Below are 19480 nucleotides of genomic sequence, written 5' to 3'. Positions count from 1 at the left end.
ATAGCCTCTCAAGAAAATACAAAGAGGTGGAAGCTATGAGTCAACTTAAAGAGAAGCTGGCAGTCTTGCCTGATCAGCCAGGCTGCTATTTGATGAAAAATAAAAACAAAACTGTAATCTATGTAGGAAAAGCAAAGGTACTGAAGAATAGAGTTCGCTCCTATTTTACTGGTTCTCACGATGGAAAAACTCAAAGACTGGTTAGCGAAATCAGAGACTTTGAATATATTATCACTTCTTCAAACCTGGAAGCTCTCATACTAGAGATGAACTTAATAAAGAAATATGAACCAAAGTACAACGTCTTGTTAAAAGATGACAAATCGTATCCTTATTTAAAAATCACTAACGACACTCATCCTCGTTTACTTACAACAAGAAAAGTAAAAAAGGATGGCGGGAAATATTTTGGTCCCTATCCAAATGCTTTTGCAGCAAACGAAACAAAGAAGTTACTGGACCGTCTGTATCCCTTAAGAAAATGCAGGACGCTGCCAGACAGGGTGTGCCTCTATTATCACATAGGCCAGTGCCTTGCCCCATGTGAATTTCCGGTCAGTAAAGAGCAAAACAAGGAAATGGTTCAGGAAATTGTACGCTTTTTAAATAATGGCCATCAGGACGTAAAGGCTGAACTGCAGGAGAAAATGAATGTTGCTGCAGAGGAGCTGAACTTCGAACGCGCCAAAGAACTAAGAGACATGGTGCAGCACATCGATTCGGTTATGGAAAAACAAAAAATGATGATTAAAGACCAGACTGACAGAGATATCTTTGCTTATTCCTTTGACAAAGGTTGGATTTGTGTGCAGGTTTTCTTTGTGCGTCAGGGGAAATTGATTGAAAGGGATGTTTCGGTATTTCCTTATTATCAAGATGCAGAGGATGCATTTTTAACCTTTCTTGGACAATTCTATTTAAAGGCAGAGCACATTAAGCCAAAGGAAATTTTTATCCCTGCCCATTTAGATCGAGAAATGGTTGAAAAGCTGCTTGAAGTGAAGGTATATCAGCCTAAGCGGGGAGAAAAGCTGGAATTGGTAAAGCTTGCCGAAAAGAATGCAGAAGCCGCTTTAAAAGAACGTTTTGCTCTTATAGAACGGGATGAAGAGAGAACAATTAAAGCGGTGGAGAAGCTGGGGGAAGCTTTAGGAATAGATACTCCTCATCACATCGAAGCGTTTGATAACTCGAATATTCAAGGAGCCGATCCGGTTGCTGCCATGGTAACGTTTATAGATGGAAAGCCGAGTAAGAAAGATTACCGGAAATATAAAGTACGAAGTGTAAAAGGTCCTGATGATTATGCCTCTATGAAAGAAGTAGTACGAAGGAGATATCTGCGACTGTTGAAAGAGCAGTCTCCCCTGCCTGATCTCATTGTTATTGATGGAGGAAAAGGCCAGCTTTCAGCAGCCCAAAGTGTTTTAAAGGATGAACTTGACCTATTGACCCCTGTTGTTGGTCTGGCAAAGGATGAAAAGCATAAAACGGCCCAGCTGGTTATGGGAGACCCTCCTGAGTTTGTCACACTTAAACGGGACAGCCCGGAGTTTTACCTCTTGCAGCGGGTGCAAGATGAGGTCCATCGCTTTGCTATTACCTTCCACAGACAGAAACGAGGCAAAACAATGTTTACCTCTGTTTTGGATGATGTTCCAGGGGTGGGGGAAAAGAGAAAACGAAGCTTGTTAAAGCATTTTGGTTCTGTAAAGAAAATGAAAGAGGCCTCTTTGGAGGATTTTCGCCATGCCTCTATCCCAGACAAAGTTGCAAAAGATATTATGCAGCGATTAAATGAAGAATAAGAGCAGCGGTCCCTTTTCAGGATCCACTGCTCTTTTTTCTTGTTTTTCTTGTTTCTCTTCCGAAGTAATCCTTAGGATCCCAATGAACTTCAAAGAGTACTTTGGTTTTTTTATCAGTAATAAATGTTTCGGCAGGGCAGCTGGTTAACCGCTCTAGCTGCTCAGCCAGAAAGCCCGCTTCCAGGTGGCGGTCAAACGAAGCTTTTTTTCCTCCTGCCAGGTGTGGAAGTTCTAGTTCTATAAGAATTTCGCTTTTCTTTTCTTTTAATATATGAACTTCTCCCCATCCGGCTTTCACGAAAAACTCTTTAATTTCATCAATGGATTCCAATGGGAAATTCCTTGCCAGGGATTTCCCGCCCCAATATAGTATCTCGCTATGTTCTTTTCCTAAAAGCTCAGGAAGAAGAGTGTCGCGGATAAGCTCATATCCAAACTCTGTATATGACTGATTCTCTTTTTCCATAAAAGGCCCCCACTTTCTCTATCTATATTATAGCGGGTTTCAGCTATTTTCTCTATAGAATCTCGGCAGGATAAATGGTATACTTAGGCCCGAAACTTGTCGGAGGTTGAACATAATGAAAACACGTCTAGCAAAGTTCATGTCGCCATTTCGCTTTATTATAGTTGCATATATTATTACTATGTTTTTAATCAGTCTCCTTCTATGGATGCCGATTTCTCAGCAGCCAGGTGTTAACCTGACTTATTTTGAAGCGCTGTTCACCTCCATATCGGCTGTAAGTGTAACTGGATTGACAGTGGTAGATGTTTCTCAGACCTATAGCTACGTAGGTGTCTTTTTTTTGGCTGTGGCCATTCAGCTGGGCGGAATCGGCATTATGACTCTGGGCACTTTTGTCTGGCTGTTGTTTGGACAGAAGATTAATCTTTCAAGAAGATTATTAATTATGGTGGATCAGAACCAGTATCAATTTTCAGGCATGGTGAAGCTGATGCGTGGAATTTTGCTGACCGCCCTTGCCATCGAATTAATAGGTGCCTTAATCCTGGGGACATATTACATCCAATACTTTGATTCTGTGGGACAGGCATATTATCAGGGGGCCTTTGCTGCATTATCAGCGTTTACCAATGCTGGCTTTGATGTGACAGGGCAATCATTAATTCCATTTGCTGACGATTATTATGTTCAATTTATAGTTATATTGCTTATCTTTTCCGGTGCTATCGGATTTCCTGTTTTAATGGAGTTGAAAGAATACTTTTCCTCAAAAGACAGGCAATTTAAATTCAGCTTATTTACAAAAGTAACTGTTACTACTTATTTTCTTGTCTTCATTATTGGGGTATTTGGTCTTTGGGCTTTTGAGCGAAATTATTACTATGTAGGTATGGAGTGGCACCAGCAGCTGTTTTTTAACCTGTTTAATTCAGCAACAGCAAGAAGTGCAGGACTGGCCACAATGGATATATCTGAGTATACGCTCCCGACGCTTCTTTTTCTCTCCGCTTTGATGATTATAGGGGCGAGTCCTTCAAGTGTGGGCGGGGGGATCCGAACGACCACACTGGCCGTTATGTTTTTAACCATTCGAAGCTTTGCACTTGGAAAAAGTGACGTTAAAGTATTTGGCAGAGAGGTTCACCCAGAAGACAGGCAGAAAGCGTTTATTGTGTTATCCTTCTTTTTCGTTGGACTTGTCTCCGCAGTAACCATGATCACAGCCCTGGAGAGAGAAAATCAAAATGTCGAGCTTATAGATGTTATTTTTGAAACCAGTTCTGCTTTTGGAACATGCGGCCTGTCCACTGGGATAACAGCAGACTTGAGCATGCCGAGTCAAATTATCCTCCTGTTCCTCATGTTTGTCGGTAGAGTGGGAATTCTAGTATTTTTATTTTCTGTAAAGAAAAAAGATACAAAGACTCATTATAAATATCCAACAGAACGAATGATTATCGGATAAAAAGAGGAAATGGAAGGTAAACAGAGGGCTGTCACCCTCTGTTTTTCTATTAGTGGATAATCAATGCATAACAGGAAGAAAAATAGGTATACGCTTTCTTGACGAGCATGGAAAGTGGGAGTACAATAAATTTGTCAGATTTATGGCGAAATTAGAGACATATATGCAAGTGAACAGGTCTCTAAAGTGGTTTTTAACTGTAGCTTTTTGTGCGTTAAAGTAGAAAAGAGAATCAGGTGAGCATTCGCTCATTCTATGATCCTCACAAAGGCTGAGAGTACTTGGATGTAATTATTGATGTGGAAGGCAATTTATCAGGAGAGCATACATAACCGCTTAATTGCAGTAAACTGATTTGCATCGGCAAACTAACTGCTTTTTCTTTAGCTCCCCAGTTCGTTCTTCCATACTCAAACAGGGAGGTTGTTTCATAGAGGAAAGTATAGAGAGAATAGTAGGAGAAACGACAACAAAGGTTAAAAAAACATTTTGTGGGGGGACACAGGCATGGCAGGGAATCGTGAATTTTTCAATCGTCGACTGCATTCATTGCTAGGAGTTATTCCAGTTGGGATCTTTTTAATTCAACACTTAATTGTTAACCACTTTGCGGTGTATGGAGCAAGCTCATTTAACCAGGCTGCTCACTTTATGGAAGGGCTTCCCTTTAGATATGCACTTGAACTGTTAATCATCTTTATTCCACTTCTATATCATGCAATTTATGGACTGTACATAGCATTCCAGGGCAAAAGTAATACAAGGCGCTATGGGTATTTTCGTAACTGGATGTTTTTACTTCAAAGAATCACTGGAGTATTCCTTCTTATTTTCATTGCGTGGCACGTATGGGAAACGAGAATACAAGCAGCTCTGGGCGTGGAAGTAAATTATGATATGATGGCGGACATTTTAAGCAGCCCGTTTATGCTTGTTTTCTATATAGCCGGTGTGGTAGCTGCAACGTTCCACTTTTCTAATGGGCTTTGGTCTTTCTTGGTATCTTGGGGAATTACAATCACCCCTCGTTCCCAAAAAATTGCAACCTACGCAACAATCGGTGTTTTTGTCATTTTAACGTTCATCGGCGTGCGTGCAATCTTTGCATTTATCAACCCTGAATTAGCGAATATTTAAGGAGTGAGTGGACATGAGCAATGGAAAAATTATCGTAGTGGGTGGCGGTCTTGCTGGTCTTATGGCGACCATCAAAGCTGCAGAAGCAGGTGTCCAGGTAGACCTTTTATCCTTGGTTCCTGTTAAACGTTCTCACTCTGTATGTGCACAAGGCGGAATTAATGGTGCAGTAAATACAAAAGGGGAAGGGGATTCTCCTTGGGAACACTTTGATGATTCTGTTTACGGTGGAGACTTTCTTGCAAATCAGCCTCCGGTAAAAGCAATGACAGAAGCGGCACCTGGCATTATTCATCTTATGGATCGCATGGGTGTAATGTTTAACCGTACTCCGGAAGGTCTTCTAGATTTCCGCCGTTTTGGTGGAACCCAGCATCACAGAACGGCCTTTGCAGGAGCGACTACTGGTCAGCAGCTTCTTTATGCATTGGACGAGCAGGTCCGTCGTTATGAAGTAGCTGGCCTTGTTACAAAGTATGAGGGCTGGGAATTTCTTTCAGCCGTAATGGATGATGAAGGTGTTTGCCGAGGCGTTACCGGTCAAAACCTTCAAAGCATGGAAATTCAAAGCTTCCGCGGTGACGCTGTTATTATGGCAACGGGCGGACCAGGAATCATCTTTGGAAAGTCAACGAACTCCATCATCAACACAGGCTATGCAGCAGCTGCTCTTTATAAGCAGGGCGTCTACTATGCTAATGGAGAATTTATTCAAATTCACCCGACTGCTATTCCGGGAGACGATAAGCTTCGTCTAATGAGTGAATCAGCACGTGGTGAAGGCGGACGCGTCTGGACCTATAAAGACGGTAAACCTTGGTATTTCCTGGAAGAGAAATATCCTGCATATGGTAACTTGGTACCTCGTGATATTGCTACTCGTGAAATTTTTAATGTCTGTGTGGAGCAGAAGCTTGGCATTAACGGGGAAAACATGGTTTATCTCGACCTCTCTCATAAAGATCCTAAGGAGCTTGATATCAAACTCGGTGGAATTATGGAAATTTATGAAAAGTTCATGGGAGATGATCCTCGTAAGGTTCCTATGAAAATATTCCCTGCGGTTCACTATTCAATGGGCGGCATGTGGATTGATTACGACCAAATGACAAATATCCCGGGATTGTTTGCTGCGGGTGAGTGTGATTATTCACAGCATGGTGCGAACCGCTTAGGGGCTAACTCTTTATTATCAGCGATTTATGGCGGAATGGTAGCCGGACCGAAAGCTGTGGAGTACATGAAAGGCCTTGATAAATCGGCTGAAGATATGTCCTCTTCTATTTACGAGTCACAAGTGAAGAAAGAAGAAGAACTTCATGATAAAATAATGAATATGGATGGCGAAGAAAATGCCTACGTCCTTCATAAAGAACTTGGCGAATGGATGACTGACAATGTGACAGTAGTGCGTGAGAATGAAAATCTCCTAAAAACTGATGAAAAGATTCAGGAACTGCTTGAGCGTTGGGAAAACATTAATATGAGTGACACAGCAAAATGGAGCAACCAGGCTGCTACATTTACACGCCAGCTTCATGGGATGCTTCATCTTGCCAGAGTGATTACACTTGGTGCTTATAACCGTAATGAATCACGTGGAGCTCACTATAAGCCTGAGTTCCCAGATCGGAACGATGAAGAATGGTTGAAAACAACTAAGGCTAAATATAACCCAGCGAAGGACGCTCCTGATTTCGAATATGAAGACGTCGATGTATCTCTTATTACACCGCGGAAGCGTGATTATTCAAAAGCAAAAGCGGGCAACAAACAAGGAGCTGGTAAATCATGAGTGAAGATAAAAAAATTCGCTTGATCGTCACCCGCCAAGAAGGACCGGATAAGGAGCCATTTGAGGAAGAATTTGAAGTCACCCATCGCCCGAACATGAATGTGATTTCTGCATTGATGGAGATTCGCAGAAATCCTGTAAATAAAAACGGCAAAGAAACAAATCCAATAATCTGGGACATGAACTGCCTTGAAGAAGTATGCGGGGCATGTTCTATGGTGATAAATGGTAAGCCGCGTCAATCATGTACGGCATTAGTGGATCAGCTTGAACAGCCAATTCGCTTGGAGCCTATGAAAACCTTCCCTGTCATCCGTGACTTAATGGTAGACAGAAGCCGGATGTTTGATTCTTTGAAAAAGGTGAAGGCATGGATTCCTATTGATGGAACATACGATTTAGGACCTGGGCCTCGAATGGCAGAAAACAAGCGCCAATGGGCTTATGAGCTTTCAAAATGTATGACGTGCGGAGTTTGTTTAGAAGCATGTCCGAATGTAAATGAGCGCTCTAACTTCATCGGGCCGGCTCCACTTTCCCAAGTTCGTTTGTTTAATGCTCACCCAACTGGTGAGATGAATAGTGCTGAACGTTTAGAAACAATTATGGGAGATGGAGGACTAGGAAACTGCAGTAATTCTCAAAACTGTGTACAATCTTGTCCAAAGGGTATTCCTTTAACAACTTCCATTGCGGCTCTAAACCGTTCTTCAACAGTGCAGTCTTTCAAAAACTTCTTTGGCAGTGACAAGCAGTAATTCAGTAATTGTATAATTATAAGAAGGCCTCTTTCATAGAGGCCTTGCTTAATTTATAGATTCATATACTTAAAGAGAAAGGGTTAACGAGATGGCCAAAACAATACCGTATATAAAAAATTTTAATGAGTGGGTGAATGAGTTCTCATTCAGTGCAGAAGTGAAAGTCCGTTTTTCGGAAACTGATGCTTTTGGGCACTTAAATAATACAAACGCATTTGTGTATTTTGAAGAAGCCAGAATTGATTTTTTTAAGCATTTAGGTTTAATGGATGAGTGGTTGAAAGAAGAAAGTGCCACGATTGTGGTTACTGCCGACCTCCAGTGCAATTACTTGAGACAGGTTTTCTTTGATGAGAAATTATCCGTGTATGTAAAAGTCAACCATGTTGGAAACACATCACTTGATATACACTATCTTGCTGTGAATAACGAGGGCTCCTACTGTTTAACTGGACGTGGAGCAATCGTTCAAATTTCAAAATTCAGCGGTAAGCCGGTGCCCTGGGATGTGGAAGTGCTCTCAGATCTAAAAGAGAAGCAGGCAAGCCTCCAATAAGAAAAGATTATAGGTACCAGCTTATTTTTTATAATAAATGATGGCTATGTTTGAGAACAGGTAACGGTTAAACAATTGATAACATAGGATATGGGTGACTAAGTTCTTTCTTCAATGATATGCACCTCTAAGAAAACCAGGTTAGAGGAGACTGCAGTCTATGCCAGAAAGGGTGACATCATTGAAAGAAATGGAACGCGGCCCGCGCTCTCTTCTTACCAAGCGGGAGCGAGAAGTATTTGAACTTCTTGTTCAAGATAAAACAACAAAAGAAATCGCCGGCCAATTATATATTAGTGAAAAAACGGTCAGAAACCACATCTCAAATACGATGCAAAAACTGGGGGTAAAGGGGCGCTCCCAGGCCGTAATTGAATTAATCAGGCTTGGCGAGATTCAAATTTAATAAGTGCCGGCTGCTCTCTTTGAGGGGCCGGTGTTTTTTATTGGGTAAAAGCGGCCCAGGACCATTATTTGGTCAAAATATGTAATATTACCGAAAGAGTGTTTAATACTTGTTTGGATAAATGCACAATGCTATAATAACTTTGAAATAAGGGTTATTGCCTAAACTGAAAACGCAAACATGATTTACGTGTTACTGATACGATCAGGCATGAGTAAATAAGTGATTGACCATATAAAGAATCATTTTCGCTTCTTTATAAGGTTCATTCATTTTACTCATGCCTTTTTTTATGCTTTCAGCTCATCTTTTAGGTTGAAAACCGCATGTTTGTGGTAACGTAAGTAAAGGACATTATAAATAACAGGAAGGCTTCCTTATTCCTTACTCACTAAAATAAAACAAATAGTAAAGGGGTTATTATCATGCAAGAGCAAACGTTTACAATTACTGATGAAACTGGAATTCATGCACGGCCGGCAACCCAGCTTGTCAATAAAGCAGGTCAGTACTCTTCTGACATTACCTTGGAATACAACGGTAAATCTGTGAACTTAAAATCAATCATGGGCGTCATGTCTCTTGGAGTTGGCAAAGGAGCAGAAGTCACAGTGAAAGCAGAAGGCTCTGATGAAGAAGAAGCGCTTAACGGTGTGGCAGAAGTAATTAAAGAGGGGTTAGGAGAATAATGTCTTTAAACCTTACTGGTATTGCCGCCTCTAAAGGCATTGCCATTGCCAAAGCATTCTTATTGGAAACACCGGAAATGGATCTTTCAAAGAAGGAAGTAACAGATACGGATCAAGAGATTAAGCGTTTTAACGACTCCCTTGATAAAGCCAAAGAAGAACTCCAGCTCATCAAAGAGAAGACGTTAAAAGAGATGGGAGAAGACAAGGCTGAGATTTTTTCAGCTCATCTTCTTGTCTTATCAGATCCGGAAATTATCGATGGAGTCACGAACAAAATTAAAGAGGACAACGTGAACGCTGAATTTGCGATGAAAGAAGTTTCTGACACGTTTGTTTCCTTGTTTGAAAACATGGATAACGAATACATGAAAGAACGGGCTGCCGATATCCGTGATGTATCTAAACGTGTTCTTCTTCACCTTTTAGGTGTGGAGAACACAAGTTTAGCCACAATTGATGAAGAAACAGTAGTAATCGCTGAAGATTTAACGCCTTCAGATACTGCCCAATTAAACTTAACATACATTCGCGGGTTTGCTACGGACATTGGCGGTCGTACGTCCCATTCTGCTATCATGGCTCGTTCCATGGAAATCCCTGCCGTGGTAGGAACAAAAAATGCCACAGAGACAGTGAAAAACGGAGATCTTGTTATTGTAGACGGCTTGGAAGGCGATGTGCTGATCAACCCGGAAGAAGAGGTAGTCAAACAATACCGGGAAAAGCTTGAAACATTCAACGCTCAACGAAAAGAATGGGAAAAGCTAATCAATGAACCATCAGAAACAAAGGACGGCCATGAAGTAGAGCTGGCAGCCAACATTGGGACTCCAAATGATATGGAGGGTGTGCTAAGCAATGGAGCTCAAGGAATTGGGTTGTACCGTACCGAGTTTCTGTATATGGGAAGAGACCAGCTTCCAACAGAAGAAGAGCAGTTTGAAGCGTATAAAACAGTAGTCAAAAAGATGGAAGGCAAACCGGTAGTCATCCGAACCCTTGATATTGGAGGAGACAAAGAGCTCCCATATCTTGACCTTCCAGAAGAAATGAATCCATTTTTAGGATTTAGAGCGATACGACTATGCTTGGAACGGACAGATATTTTCCGTACACAGCTTCGTGCTCTTTTACGGGCAAGCTCTTATGGAAACTTGAAAATCATGTTTCCAATGGTAGCCACCCTAGAAGAAGTTAGGCAGGCTAAAATGATTTTAGCAGAAGAAAGAGAACAGCTGATTGAAGAAGCAATCGCTGTTTCCGAGGATATTGAAGTAGGAATCATGGTTGAGATCCCTTCCACAGCTGTGGCAGCAGAACTGTTTGCAAAAGAAGTTGACTTTTTCAGCATCGGCACTAATGATTTGATTCAGTATACACTTGCTGCTGACCGTATGAGTGAAAAAGTATCACATTTATATCAGCCTTACCATCCTGCCATTTTACGACTGGTGAAAAGTGTAATTGAAGCAGCTCACAAGGAAGGAAAATGGGCTGGAATGTGTGGTGAAATGGCTGGGGAAGAAACGGCTGTTCCCCTTTTATTAGGTCTAGGACTGGATGAATTTAGTATGAGTGCTACTTCTGTGCTTCCAGCCAGATCACAAATCAGAAGCTTAACTAAAAAAGATGCAGAAAAGCTAGTAGAGGAAGCTTTAACGTTATCTACAGCTGATGAAGTGGCAGAGTTAGTGAAAGAAAAGGGTTTTATCTAGTTCAATCCTTCCTCATTTAGGATATCCTGCAGAGTACCATGCCGCCTGAAGTAAGCAGGCGGCATTTTTTTTGGGTGAAATGACTTTTTTTTCGCCGCTGCATATAGTGATAGTAAGACTCGGAGTTCACGTAATGTTCCTCTTAAAGGCTTGCAATTTCAAAGGAAAACAGAGAAAATAAAACCAGATTGTGAATCTCGGGAGGCTGTAGAATGGCGGACATAACCCAAGTTGCAGATATAGAAAAATCCTTGCGAAGAGTATCGTATATTGTTAAGCAGCGCGGCAGGGAAATATTAGACCAGTTTCCTATTACCCCCCCTCAATTTGTAGCCTTGCAATGGCTCCATGAAAGTGGGGATATGACCATAGGAGATCTATCTAACAAAATGTACCTTGCCTGCAGCACCACAACTGATTTGGTTGATCGAATGGAGAAGAATGAACTTGTTGAAAGAGTCAAAGATACAAAAGACCGTCGTGTTGTCAGGATTCATCTTCTTGAAAAAGGGGAAAGTATTATCCGGGAAGTCATACGGAAACGGCAGGAGTATTTAGCAGATGTACTCATCCATTTCTCCGAAGAAGAAGTGAACTCACTAGAGAAGAACCTTTCGTCCCTTCACCAGGTGATGATAGATAATGACCAGAGAGGGTGATAAATTTTCCTTCTCGTAAGTGGTAAAATCATATAGAAATTGAGGGAATGTAAGTGGACCAACCAATTGGTGTAATTGATTCAGGGCTTGGCGGCTTAACTGTTGCAAAAGAGATAGCAAGACAGCTGCCTAAAGAAAAGATGATATATATTGGGGATACTGCTCGCTGTCCATACGGGCCTCGTCCTACTGAAGAAGTGCGTACATATACGTGGCAAATGATTGACCGGTTGATGGACAAGGATATAAAAATGCTTGTGATTGCCTGTAATACAGCCACAGCTGTGGTTCTTGAGGAAGTAAGACAGGAACTTCCTATTCCCGTGGTCGGCGTTGTTCAGCCTGGTGCCATTGCAGCACTAAAGCTAACTCAGACAGACCACGTGGCAGTGATAGGAACAAACGGTACGATAACGAGCCGGGCATATGAACGGGCGCTTAAGACAATAAACGCACAAATAAAAATAGAAAGCTTGGCGTGCCCTCCGTTTGTTCCTCTTGTTGAGCAAGGAATGTGTGAAGGGGAAGAAGCTTTAACTATTGTAAAGCAAACATTGGCTCCGTTAAAAGGGAAATCATTTGATACTTTAATTCTGGGGTGCACCCATTATCCACTTCTTTACGATGTCATCCAACAAGCCGTCGGGGATGATATTATACTCATTTCTTCTGGAGATGAAACGGCCAGGGAAGTAAGTACTTTGCTTTATCACAATGGTCTTCAGTTTACAAGTGACCGTGAGCCTGAACATATTTTTTATACGACAGGGTCTTCTGAACAGTTTCGCACGATCGCGAACCGCTGGCTGGATGTAAAAATAGATAAGGTGAATCCTATTACTTTGGAAGCCATATCATAATAGGATTAAGGGTTTAGAGGATTTCCCAACAGTTTATCTTGTTGGCGAAACCCTCTTTTTTATTACCATATTACCAATCGGTGGCGTCTTTTAATAAGTTCGAGCTTATAGGGCATAAGCATGTTCTAAGCCCCGTCTTTTTCATTCCCATCACGGTTTCTTTTGCTCGGAGGCAGCATAGCAGTTTGTTAGCCCGCATCTCTTTCCTCTTTTTTGTGACTATACCTGTTAAGCCCTGGAAAGTTTTTTTGCTATCAATACGGCCCCTATATAAAATGCTTGGTCTATTTCAACCTGATACTCGTATACATAAAAGTACAAACAGGTATGGGAGGGAATAGATCATGAAGAGAGCAATCATCAAAGGGGTGTCTGGAGCAGCTGTCCTTGGTCTGTTGTTAAGCGGGTGCGGCTTTGGGAATAATGAAGCTGGTCAAGAAATGGACTCCCCTCAAATTGATTATATAGATGAGGGGACTGAATTAGAAATGGAGGCAGGAAATGAGGTCGAGGGCACCTCTGAAGAAGAGGGATCAGAATCAGAAGAGGGATCAGCAGAAATAAGTGAGGAAACAGTTGATAGAGAAATATATTTGTTAGACGAAGATGGGATGGTTGTTCCCCAAACCTTGTCGCTGCCAAAAGAGGAGGGCGCGCTTAGACAGGCGTTAGAATACCTGGTCATTGATGGCCCTGTTACTCAAATGATTCCAAATGGCTTTCAAGCCGTACTGCCTCCTGGCACAGAGATAGATGTTCATTTAACAGAGGACGGAACAGCAGTGGCGGACTTTTCTCCAGAATTTGAAGAATACCCGGCAGATAAAGAACTATCCATCCTTCAATCCATTACATGGACATTGACACAATTTGAGAACGTAGAGGAAGTTCAAATTAGGATTAATGGCTATGATCAAGAAGTAATGCCTGTAAATGAAACGCCTATTGGGGATGGGTTAAGCAGGTCGAATGGGATCAATCTTGAAACAGGAAACGCAAGCGATCTTACCCAAAGTGAAAGTGTTTCGGTGTATTTCCTCTCTCAAAAGGGAGAGGAAGTATACTACGTCCCAGTCACTCGCAGGGTAGACCGGGAAAAAGACCAAATGGAGAGTGTGGTTGAAGAATTGTTGGAGGGACCTGAGCACAAGAGTTCTTTGTTATCGGACTTTAGAAATGGAGTAGAGTTAACAGAGGAACCGACTGTTGAAGATGGCGTTGTCTCCCTTACTTTTAATGATCAAATTTTAAGCGAACTTGAAGGCACCGCTATTTCAAATCATGTGTTGAACACTCTGGCACTTTCCTTTACTGAACTAGAGGGTATCGAGGAAGTAGCAGTCAGTGTAGATGGTACAGATGAAGTTCTAACTACTTCTGGCGAGGTTTTGGCCGAGCCTGTTTCCAGACCTGCCCAGGTCAATACAGGAGAATTTTAGAACTTCTAATCAAAGTCTGCTATAATCAATTAGGAATCAGAGAAGGTGGCTCTGCTTAAGCTGCCTTCTTTCATTTTCGTAAGCGGAAATTTCCTGTTTTTTCTTGCTGGAGATAGTGTAATACATATACATAAGGCGATCAAAAGAAAGAGATACTTGAAGACGAGGAGGCAAACAAGATGACAAGGATAGACGGCAGAGAAACAAACCAGTTACGACCTGTAACAATAGATAATGACTTTTTAAAACACCCGGAAGGTTCCGTGCTTATAACGATTGGAGATACGAAAGTTATCTGCACAGCCAGTATTGAGGAACGGGTGCCTCCATTTATGAGAGGAGAAGGGAAAGGCTGGGTAACCGCTGAGTATTCCATGCTTCCAAGGGCTACGGAACAAAGAAACATACGAGAAGCAGCAAAAGGCAAGCTTACAGGAAGAACAATGGAAATCCAAAGGTTAATTGGGCGGGCTCTTCGTTCTGTAGTGGAACTTAGCAAGCTTGGAGAAAGAACGGTCTGGGTAGACTGTGATGTAATTCAGGCAGATGGCGGTACAAGAACGGCATCAATCACCGGAGCATTTGTTGCAATGGTCCTTGCACTGAAAGGTCACGTGGATAATGGCAAACTGAAAGAGCTTCCTGTAAAGGAATATTTAGCTGCTGTTTCTGTAGGAGTTGACCCTGAAAGAGGCGAGTTGCTAGACTTATGCTATGAAGAGGATTCCGCTGCGGACGTAGATATGAATATCGTAATGACCGGTAATGGTGAATTTGTAGAGCTTCAAGGTACAGGAGAAGAAGCTACATTCTCCAGAGCGCAGCTTAATCACCTGCTGGAGCTGGGGGAAAAAGGGATAAAGGAATTATTTCTTATCCAAAGAGAAGCAATTGGAGATGCTTCTGCGTTAATTAACACGAAAACAAAGAATGAGGAATCAACGGATGAAAAAGATCATTCTAGCTTCAAAAAATAAGGGAAAGATTAAAGAACTGGAAGAAATGCTTGAAGGGGAAAATATAAAAGTCACTTCATTGTTAGACGTGGAATTTGAAGATATAGCCGAAACAGGAGAGACCTTTGCTGAAAATGCTAAGATCAAAGCAGAGGCAGCAGCACAAGCTTTTCATTCCCCTGCAGTGGCAGATGATTCCGGCTTGGAAATAGATGCATTACAGGGCAGGCCTGGTGTCTATTCTGCAAGGTATGCAGGTGAAGAGAAAAGTGACGAAAAAAACATGGATAAGGTTCTGCAGGAATTGCAAAACGTTCCGGTTAACCAAAGAAGTGCCCGCTTTGTTAGTACCATTGCTGTAGCGGTGCCTGGCAAGGAGACTCTGATTGTAGAAGGTATAGTTAATGGCGTAATCACTGACAAAAAGCAAGGGGACAAGGGATTTGGATACGATCCGATCTTTTACGTGCCAGAGCTGGGCAAGACGATGGCAGAGCTGCCTCCTGAAGAGAAAAACAGAATAAGTCACCGGAAACGAGCGTTAGAAAAATTGCAAAAAAGATGGAAAGATATTCTTTAAAAAGTGAGGGTTATGTGTGAAGCTGCTAGTAATGAGTGACAGCCATGGGGTCAAAAAAGAAGTAACAGAGGTAAAGATGCGCCATCAGGAAGTGGAGCATGTTATTCATTGTGGTGATTCTGAATTGTCGACGGACGCTCCTGAACTTAAAGGAGTGCTGGCTGTAAAGGGGAACTGTGACATAGGGGATTTTCCTGAGGAACGAGTTGAACAATTAGGGGATCTGACGGTTTTTGTAGCTCATGGCCATTTATATAACATCAAAATGAGTCTTGCTTCTTTGACTTACCGGGCAGAAGAAGCAGGAGCAAATGTTGCTTTTTTTGGCCATTCGCATCAAGCAGGTGTACTTGAGGAGAATGGAGTCGTTTATGTTAATCCAGGCAGCCTGCTTTTGCCTCGCGGCTATCCAGTCGCTTCGTATGCTATCGTAGAAGCTGAGAATAATAAGGTTTTATCAGTTTCTTTCTATGAGCAGGGAAGCGGAAAAGAAATAACGGAATTATCCAGAAAATTTTAGTTCAAAGGGAAAAGGAGATTTTTTTATTTTCTCCTTTATTTCCCCCTTGACTGTTAGCGGCTGATGAGTTATATTAATATATGTCGCCGATGAGTTCTTGCTTATTTTCATGTCCCAGTAGCTCAGCAGGATAGAGCAACGGCCTTCTAAGCCGTCGGTCGGGAGTTCGAATCTCTCCTGGGACGCCACTTATATTGCTTACATAATATTTTAGCCTTCCTTACACAACAAGGAAGGCTTTTTTAGTTTTGGCTCTAATAAAGGTGATTGTTAATTTTTAAAAGTCATTTGATTATAAATAAGAGCGCGAGACGCCTTCGGAAATAGCATTAGCAGAAAGGGAAAACCAACAATAAAAGGTAACAAAGCCTTTATTTTGTCATTTCATGCTTTACGTGCGAGTTATTAAGCAATTACCCCAGAGTCTGTACGGTCTCTTTTCATAAAACTATATTGATATTATATCCCTTCCCCTCTCTCTATGTTTTTCATGACCTTACAACTAGGAAAGTATTTTTTCTTTTTACACAACATTCAATTAATGAATATAAAAAAATGAAGACATTGAACCCTTTAACAATAATACTGAAAGCGTTATCATAAGAAATTATATAATTTGAATCGTCGGATAATTTTTAAAAAGTGGTTGACCACTTACCCTAATGGGCGTATTATAAACGTCAAACACATTTTGTAGTCAAGAGAAGAACAATTGCCCTCTGCAGGAGAACAAAAGGGCAATAATGATATAATTTGTGAACCTATTATCAGTTAGATTTTTTCGAATATTTAAGCAGACATCAGGGGTGATTAGAGTGGGTGAACAATGGATCTATTTAAACGGAGAGTTTGTAAAAAAGGAAGATGCTAAGATCTCTGTTTATGATCATGGCTTTCTTTATGGAGATGGAGTGTTTGAAGGGATACGCGTATATCATGGGAATGTCTACAAACTAGAAGAGCATTTAGAGCGTCTCTTCAATTCAGCTAAATCAATTATGCTGAATATTCCATACACAATGGATGAATTAACAGACATTATTGTTCAAACCCTCAAAAAAAATGCATTGCGGGATGCATATATACGCCTGGTGGTCTCTCGTGGAGTAGGAAACCTGGGGTTAGATCCAACTACCTGTGCAAAGCCGCAGCTGATTGTAATAGCTGAAGAGCTTGCCATATATCCTAAAGAATTATATGAAAGAGGGCTTGAAATTGTCACAGTGGCTACCCGGCGGAACCGACCGGATGTATTGAGCCCAAAAGTGAAATCTCTAAACTATTTAAATAATATATTAGTTAAGATAGAAGCCAGTCTGGCAGGAGTAAGTGAAGCATTAATGCTGAACAATGAAGGGTATGTAGCAGAAGGTTCCGCAGACAATGTCTTTATTTTGAGAAAAGGCGTATTGTTAACTCCTCCAGGATACATCGGGGCACTAGAAGGAATTACAAGAAACGCAATTGTGGACCTTGCTCTAGATATGGGCTATGAAGTAAAAGAAGAGCCATTTACCAGACACGATGTCTACACAGCAGATGAAGTATTTTTAACAGGGACAGCTGCTGAAGTGATTGCGGTTGTAAAAGTCGACGGCCGTGAAGTTGGAGAGGGGAAACCTGGTCCAGAGACACAGCGTTTACTGAAAGCTTTCCGTCAAAAAGTCGTAGAAGACGGAGTGAAAGTTTACTCTAAAGAATCAGAAGTAGAAGTAGGATAGCAGAGAGAGATGCAGTGGGAGAGATAAAGATGCGAAGCGACATGATAAAAAAAGGGATTGACCGCGCTCCTCACCGGAGCCTGCTTAGAGCTACAGGGGTAACAGAAGAGGATATGGATAAGCCGTTTATCGGCGTTTGTAATTCATATATAGATATCATTCCAGGACATATGCACTTAAATAAATTTGCTGAAGTGGCGAAGGAAGCAATCCGTGAAGCGGGAGCTATCCCATTTGAATTCAATACCATTGGAGTGGATGATGGAATAGCGATGGGACACATAGGGATGAGATATTCTCTACCCAGCAGAGAAATTATCTGTGATGCAGCAGAAACAGTGATTAATGCCCATTGGTTTGACGGAGTGTTCTTTATTCCTAACTGTGACAAAATCACGCCGGGAATGCTTATGGCTTCAGTAAGAACCAATGTCCCTTCCGTTTTTGTCTCTGGTGGGCCAATGGAGGCCGGAAGAACAAAAGAAGGAAAATCCCTTTCTCTTGTTTCTGTCTTTGAAGGAGTTGGAGCTGTAGGATCAGGCAAAATGACAAGGGAAGAGCTTCTCGAAATTGAGCAGTCTGCCTGTCCTACTTGCGGTTCTTGCTCAGGAATGTTCACAGCTAACTCTATGAACTCGTTAATGGAGATGCTAGGCTTGGCACTTCCTGGAAACGGAACACTGGTAGCCACATCTGAAGAAAGGCATCAGTTGATCAAGGATGCAGCTAAGCATTTAGTAGAGTTGATTAAAAAGGATATTCGTCCAAGAGATATCGTTACAAAAGAGACGATTGATGATGCGTTTGCTCTTGATATGGCAATGGGCGGGTCAACAAATACAGTACTCCATACCCTGGCCATCGCAAATGAAGCAGAAATCGACTATGATCTCCGACGAATTAACGAGGTCGCAGAGAGAGTCCCTTATTTAAGTAAAATTAGTCCTGCTTCTGATTATTCCATGGATGATGTCCATAAAGCAGGGGGAGTATCAGCGATTATTAAAGAGCTGGCACAAATTGATGGAGCTATACATCCTGACAGGATCACAATCACAGGAAAAAGCATTTACGAAAACGTAAAAGATGCAGAAATTCTGAATGATGACGTGATAAGGCGCAAAGGCAATGAATACAGCCCTGTGGGCGGTCTTTCCATCTTATACGGAAACCTTGCTCCTGATGGGGCAGTAATCAAGGTTGGAGCTGTTGATCCTTCTATTAAAAGATTCGAAGGTGAAGCCATTGTTTTCGAATCCCAGGACGAAGCAATTGAAGGCATTAACAACGGGACCGTTAAAGAAGGGCACGTAGTGGTCATTCGCTATGAAGGACCTAAAGGCGGGCCGGGAATGCCAGAAATGCTTACACCGACTTCTTCTATAAGCGGACGGGGGCTAGGAACAAAGGTTGCTTTGTTAACCGATGGACGCTTTTCAGGAGCATCGCGGGGCATATCAATTGGCCATATTTCGCCGGAAGCTGCTGAAGGAGGACCCATTGCATTTATCGAAAGTGGGGACAAAATAACAATCGACCTTCCTAATCGAGGATTACATGTAGATCTATCAGACGAAGAACTTGCTGAGAGAATGGAAGGATGGTCGGAGCCGGAACCAAAAGTGAAAAAAGGGTATCTTGCCCGTTATTCTAAATTAGTTACTTCTGCTAACACTGGCGGAGTAATGAAGTACTAATTTCATAAAAAACACGCAGAAGAGGAAAAGTAGCTATTGAAAAAGGAACCAACAGAGAGCCGTGGATGCTGAGATACGGTGCTTCCTTCAATAGTGAACTCACCTCTGAGTGTCGGTATGAAAGGCAACAAGTAATACCGGCCGAGTAAGTGACATAAGTTCTCTTACTCGTTATCAAAAAGAGACGACGATGATTTCGTCGCCGCTGAGGCAGTGCAATATCTGTGTGCTGTGAAGAAGGGTG

At 41.8% G+C, this 19480-nt stretch carries 18 protein-coding genes, 1 tRNA gene and 1 other annotated feature (1 of these 20 only partly in view); of the genes, 18 read left to right on the top strand and 1 reads right to left on the bottom strand.

Annotated elements, in window-relative coordinates; genetic code table 11:
* The first annotated feature begins 35 nt into the window (after positions 1-35).
* The gene (uvrC, locus tag CEF17_RS12520; RefSeq protein ID WP_232725499.1) at positions 36-1808 is read left to right on the top strand and encodes an excinuclease ABC subunit UvrC; all 1773 of its coding nucleotides are present in this window, start codon (positions 36-38) and stop codon (positions 1806-1808) included.
* Positions 1809-1824: 16 nt separating this feature from the next.
* On the opposite strand, the gene CEF17_RS12515 is transcribed toward uvrC, so the two are convergent.
* The gene (locus tag CEF17_RS12515) at positions 1825-2274 is read right to left on the bottom strand and encodes a YslB family protein (RefSeq protein ID WP_100399820.1); all 450 of its coding nucleotides are present in this window, start codon (positions 2272-2274) and stop codon (positions 1825-1827) included.
* A 115-nt stretch (positions 2275-2389) separates the two neighbouring features.
* On the opposite strand from CEF17_RS12515, the gene CEF17_RS12510 reads away from it, so the two are divergent.
* The 17 genes from CEF17_RS12510 to ilvD all read left to right on the top strand — a co-directional run bounded on the left by CEF17_RS12510 (position 2390) and on the right by ilvD (position 19236).
* Positions 2390-3742, top strand: coding sequence for a TrkH family potassium uptake protein (locus tag CEF17_RS12510; protein ID WP_100399819.1), 1353 nt, complete (start codon positions 2390-2392; stop codon positions 3740-3742).
* Positions 3743-4249: 507 nt separating this feature from the next.
* Positions 4250-4879 carry a succinate dehydrogenase cytochrome b558 subunit gene (locus CEF17_RS12505; RefSeq protein ID WP_100399818.1) on the top strand — a complete coding sequence of 210 codons (630 nt, stop codon included), beginning with the start codon at positions 4250-4252 and terminating at the stop codon, positions 4877-4879.
* 13 nt (positions 4880-4892) lie between these two features.
* Complete coding sequence (gene sdhA / locus CEF17_RS12500; protein ID WP_100399817.1) at positions 4893-6674, top strand: succinate dehydrogenase flavoprotein subunit; 1782 nt, start codon at positions 4893-4895, stop codon at positions 6672-6674.
* Positions 6671-7432, top strand: a complete 762-nt coding sequence (gene sdhB, locus CEF17_RS12495) for a succinate dehydrogenase iron-sulfur subunit (protein WP_100399816.1) — start codon at positions 6671-6673, stop codon at positions 7430-7432. The genes sdhA and sdhB overlap by 4 nt, the downstream gene beginning before the upstream one ends.
* A 91-nt stretch (positions 7433-7523) precedes the next feature.
* The gene (locus CEF17_RS12490; RefSeq protein WP_100399815.1) at positions 7524-7991 is read left to right on the top strand and encodes an acyl-CoA thioesterase; all 468 of its coding nucleotides are present in this window, start codon (positions 7524-7526) and stop codon (positions 7989-7991) included.
* 190 nt (positions 7992-8181) lie between these two features.
* A complete protein-coding gene (locus CEF17_RS12485; protein WP_100400900.1) occupies positions 8182-8397 on the top strand; it encodes a helix-turn-helix domain-containing protein in 216 nt (71 codons plus the stop codon).
* Between the two features lie 425 nt (positions 8398-8822).
* Complete coding sequence (locus CEF17_RS12480) at positions 8823-9086, top strand: phosphocarrier protein HPr (protein WP_054635086.1); 264 nt, start codon at positions 8823-8825, stop codon at positions 9084-9086.
* The gene (ptsP, locus tag CEF17_RS12475) at positions 9086-10804 is read left to right on the top strand and encodes a phosphoenolpyruvate--protein phosphotransferase (RefSeq protein ID WP_100399814.1); all 1719 of its coding nucleotides are present in this window, start codon (positions 9086-9088) and stop codon (positions 10802-10804) included. Before CEF17_RS12480 ends, ptsP begins: the two co-directional genes overlap by 1 nt.
* A gap of 212 nt (positions 10805-11016) precedes the next feature.
* A complete protein-coding gene (locus CEF17_RS12470) occupies positions 11017-11463 on the top strand; it encodes a MarR family winged helix-turn-helix transcriptional regulator (RefSeq protein WP_100399813.1) in 447 nt (148 codons plus the stop codon).
* A gap of 53 nt (positions 11464-11516) precedes the next feature.
* A complete protein-coding gene (gene racE / locus CEF17_RS12465) occupies positions 11517-12323 on the top strand; it encodes a glutamate racemase (protein WP_100399812.1) in 807 nt (268 codons plus the stop codon).
* A gap of 344 nt (positions 12324-12667) precedes the next feature.
* A complete protein-coding gene (locus CEF17_RS12460; protein ID WP_100399811.1) occupies positions 12668-13762 on the top strand; it encodes a GerMN domain-containing protein in 1095 nt (364 codons plus the stop codon).
* Positions 13763-13941: 179 nt separating this feature from the next.
* On the top strand, positions 13942-14739 hold the full coding sequence (rph, locus tag CEF17_RS12455; RefSeq protein WP_054635083.1) for a ribonuclease PH: 798 nt from the start codon (positions 13942-13944) through the stop codon (positions 14737-14739).
* On the top strand, positions 14708-15298 hold the full coding sequence (locus CEF17_RS12450; RefSeq protein ID WP_100399810.1) for an XTP/dITP diphosphatase: 591 nt from the start codon (positions 14708-14710) through the stop codon (positions 15296-15298). The genes rph and CEF17_RS12450 overlap by 32 nt, the downstream gene beginning before the upstream one ends.
* 16 nt (positions 15299-15314) lie before the next feature.
* Entirely contained in the window at positions 15315-15818 is a 504-nt protein-coding gene (locus CEF17_RS12445) for a metallophosphoesterase family protein (protein ID WP_100399809.1), read from the top strand.
* A gap of 111 nt (positions 15819-15929) precedes the next feature.
* Positions 15930-16006, top strand: a tRNA-Arg gene (locus tag CEF17_RS12440).
* A gap of 627 nt (positions 16007-16633) precedes the next feature.
* Positions 16634-17539: a branched-chain-amino-acid transaminase gene (gene ilvE, locus CEF17_RS12435; protein ID WP_100399808.1), complete on the top strand. Its 906-nt coding sequence runs from the start codon at positions 16634-16636 to the stop codon at positions 17537-17539.
* A 29-nt stretch (positions 17540-17568) separates the two neighbouring features.
* On the top strand, positions 17569-19236 hold the full coding sequence (gene ilvD / locus CEF17_RS12430) for a dihydroxy-acid dehydratase (protein ID WP_100399807.1): 1668 nt from the start codon (positions 17569-17571) through the stop codon (positions 19234-19236).
* A 7-nt stretch (positions 19237-19243) separates the two neighbouring features.
* Positions 19244-19480: a binding site (T-box leader), on the top strand (it continues 33 nt past the right edge of the window).

The sequence above is a fragment of the Bacillus sp. FJAT-44742 genome (genome assembly GCF_002797315.1).
GTDB classification, from domain to species: Bacteria; Bacillota; Bacilli; order Bacillales; family Marinococcaceae; genus Thalassorhabdus; species Thalassorhabdus alkalitolerans.
This window is presented reverse-complemented; position numbering and strand designations above follow the sequence as displayed.

Coding starts and splice junctions, on each gene's coding strand:
- ptsP (WP_100399814.1), top strand. CDS start 9,086: ATGTCTTTAAACCTTACTGGTATTGCCGCCTCTAAAGGCATTGCCATT.
- CEF17_RS12505 (WP_100399818.1), top strand. CDS start 4,250: ATGGCAGGGAATCGTGAATTTTTCAATCGTCGACTGCATTCATTGCTA.
- CEF17_RS12515 (WP_100399820.1), bottom strand. CDS start 2,274: ATGGAAAAAGAGAATCAGTCATATACAGAGTTTGGATATGAGCTTATC.
- ilvD (WP_100399807.1), top strand. CDS start 17,569: ATGCGAAGCGACATGATAAAAAAAGGGATTGACCGCGCTCCTCACCGG.
- CEF17_RS12450 (WP_100399810.1), top strand. CDS start 14,708: ATGAAAAAGATCATTCTAGCTTCAAAAAATAAGGGAAAGATTAAAGAA.
- rph (WP_054635083.1), top strand. CDS start 13,942: ATGACAAGGATAGACGGCAGAGAAACAAACCAGTTACGACCTGTAACA.
- CEF17_RS12490 (WP_100399815.1), top strand. CDS start 7,524: ATGGCCAAAACAATACCGTATATAAAAAATTTTAATGAGTGGGTGAAT.
- CEF17_RS12510 (WP_100399819.1), top strand. CDS start 2,390: ATGAAAACACGTCTAGCAAAGTTCATGTCGCCATTTCGCTTTATTATA.
- sdhB (WP_100399816.1), top strand. CDS start 6,671: ATGAGTGAAGATAAAAAAATTCGCTTGATCGTCACCCGCCAAGAAGGA.
- CEF17_RS12485 (WP_100400900.1), top strand. CDS start 8,182: ATGGAACGCGGCCCGCGCTCTCTTCTTACCAAGCGGGAGCGAGAAGTA.
- sdhA (WP_100399817.1), top strand. CDS start 4,893: ATGAGCAATGGAAAAATTATCGTAGTGGGTGGCGGTCTTGCTGGTCTT.
- CEF17_RS12470 (WP_100399813.1), top strand. CDS start 11,017: ATGGCGGACATAACCCAAGTTGCAGATATAGAAAAATCCTTGCGAAGA.
- CEF17_RS12480 (WP_054635086.1), top strand. CDS start 8,823: ATGCAAGAGCAAACGTTTACAATTACTGATGAAACTGGAATTCATGCA.
- CEF17_RS12460 (WP_100399811.1), top strand. CDS start 12,668: ATGAAGAGAGCAATCATCAAAGGGGTGTCTGGAGCAGCTGTCCTTGGT.
- uvrC (WP_232725499.1), top strand. CDS start 36: ATGAGTCAACTTAAAGAGAAGCTGGCAGTCTTGCCTGATCAGCCAGGC.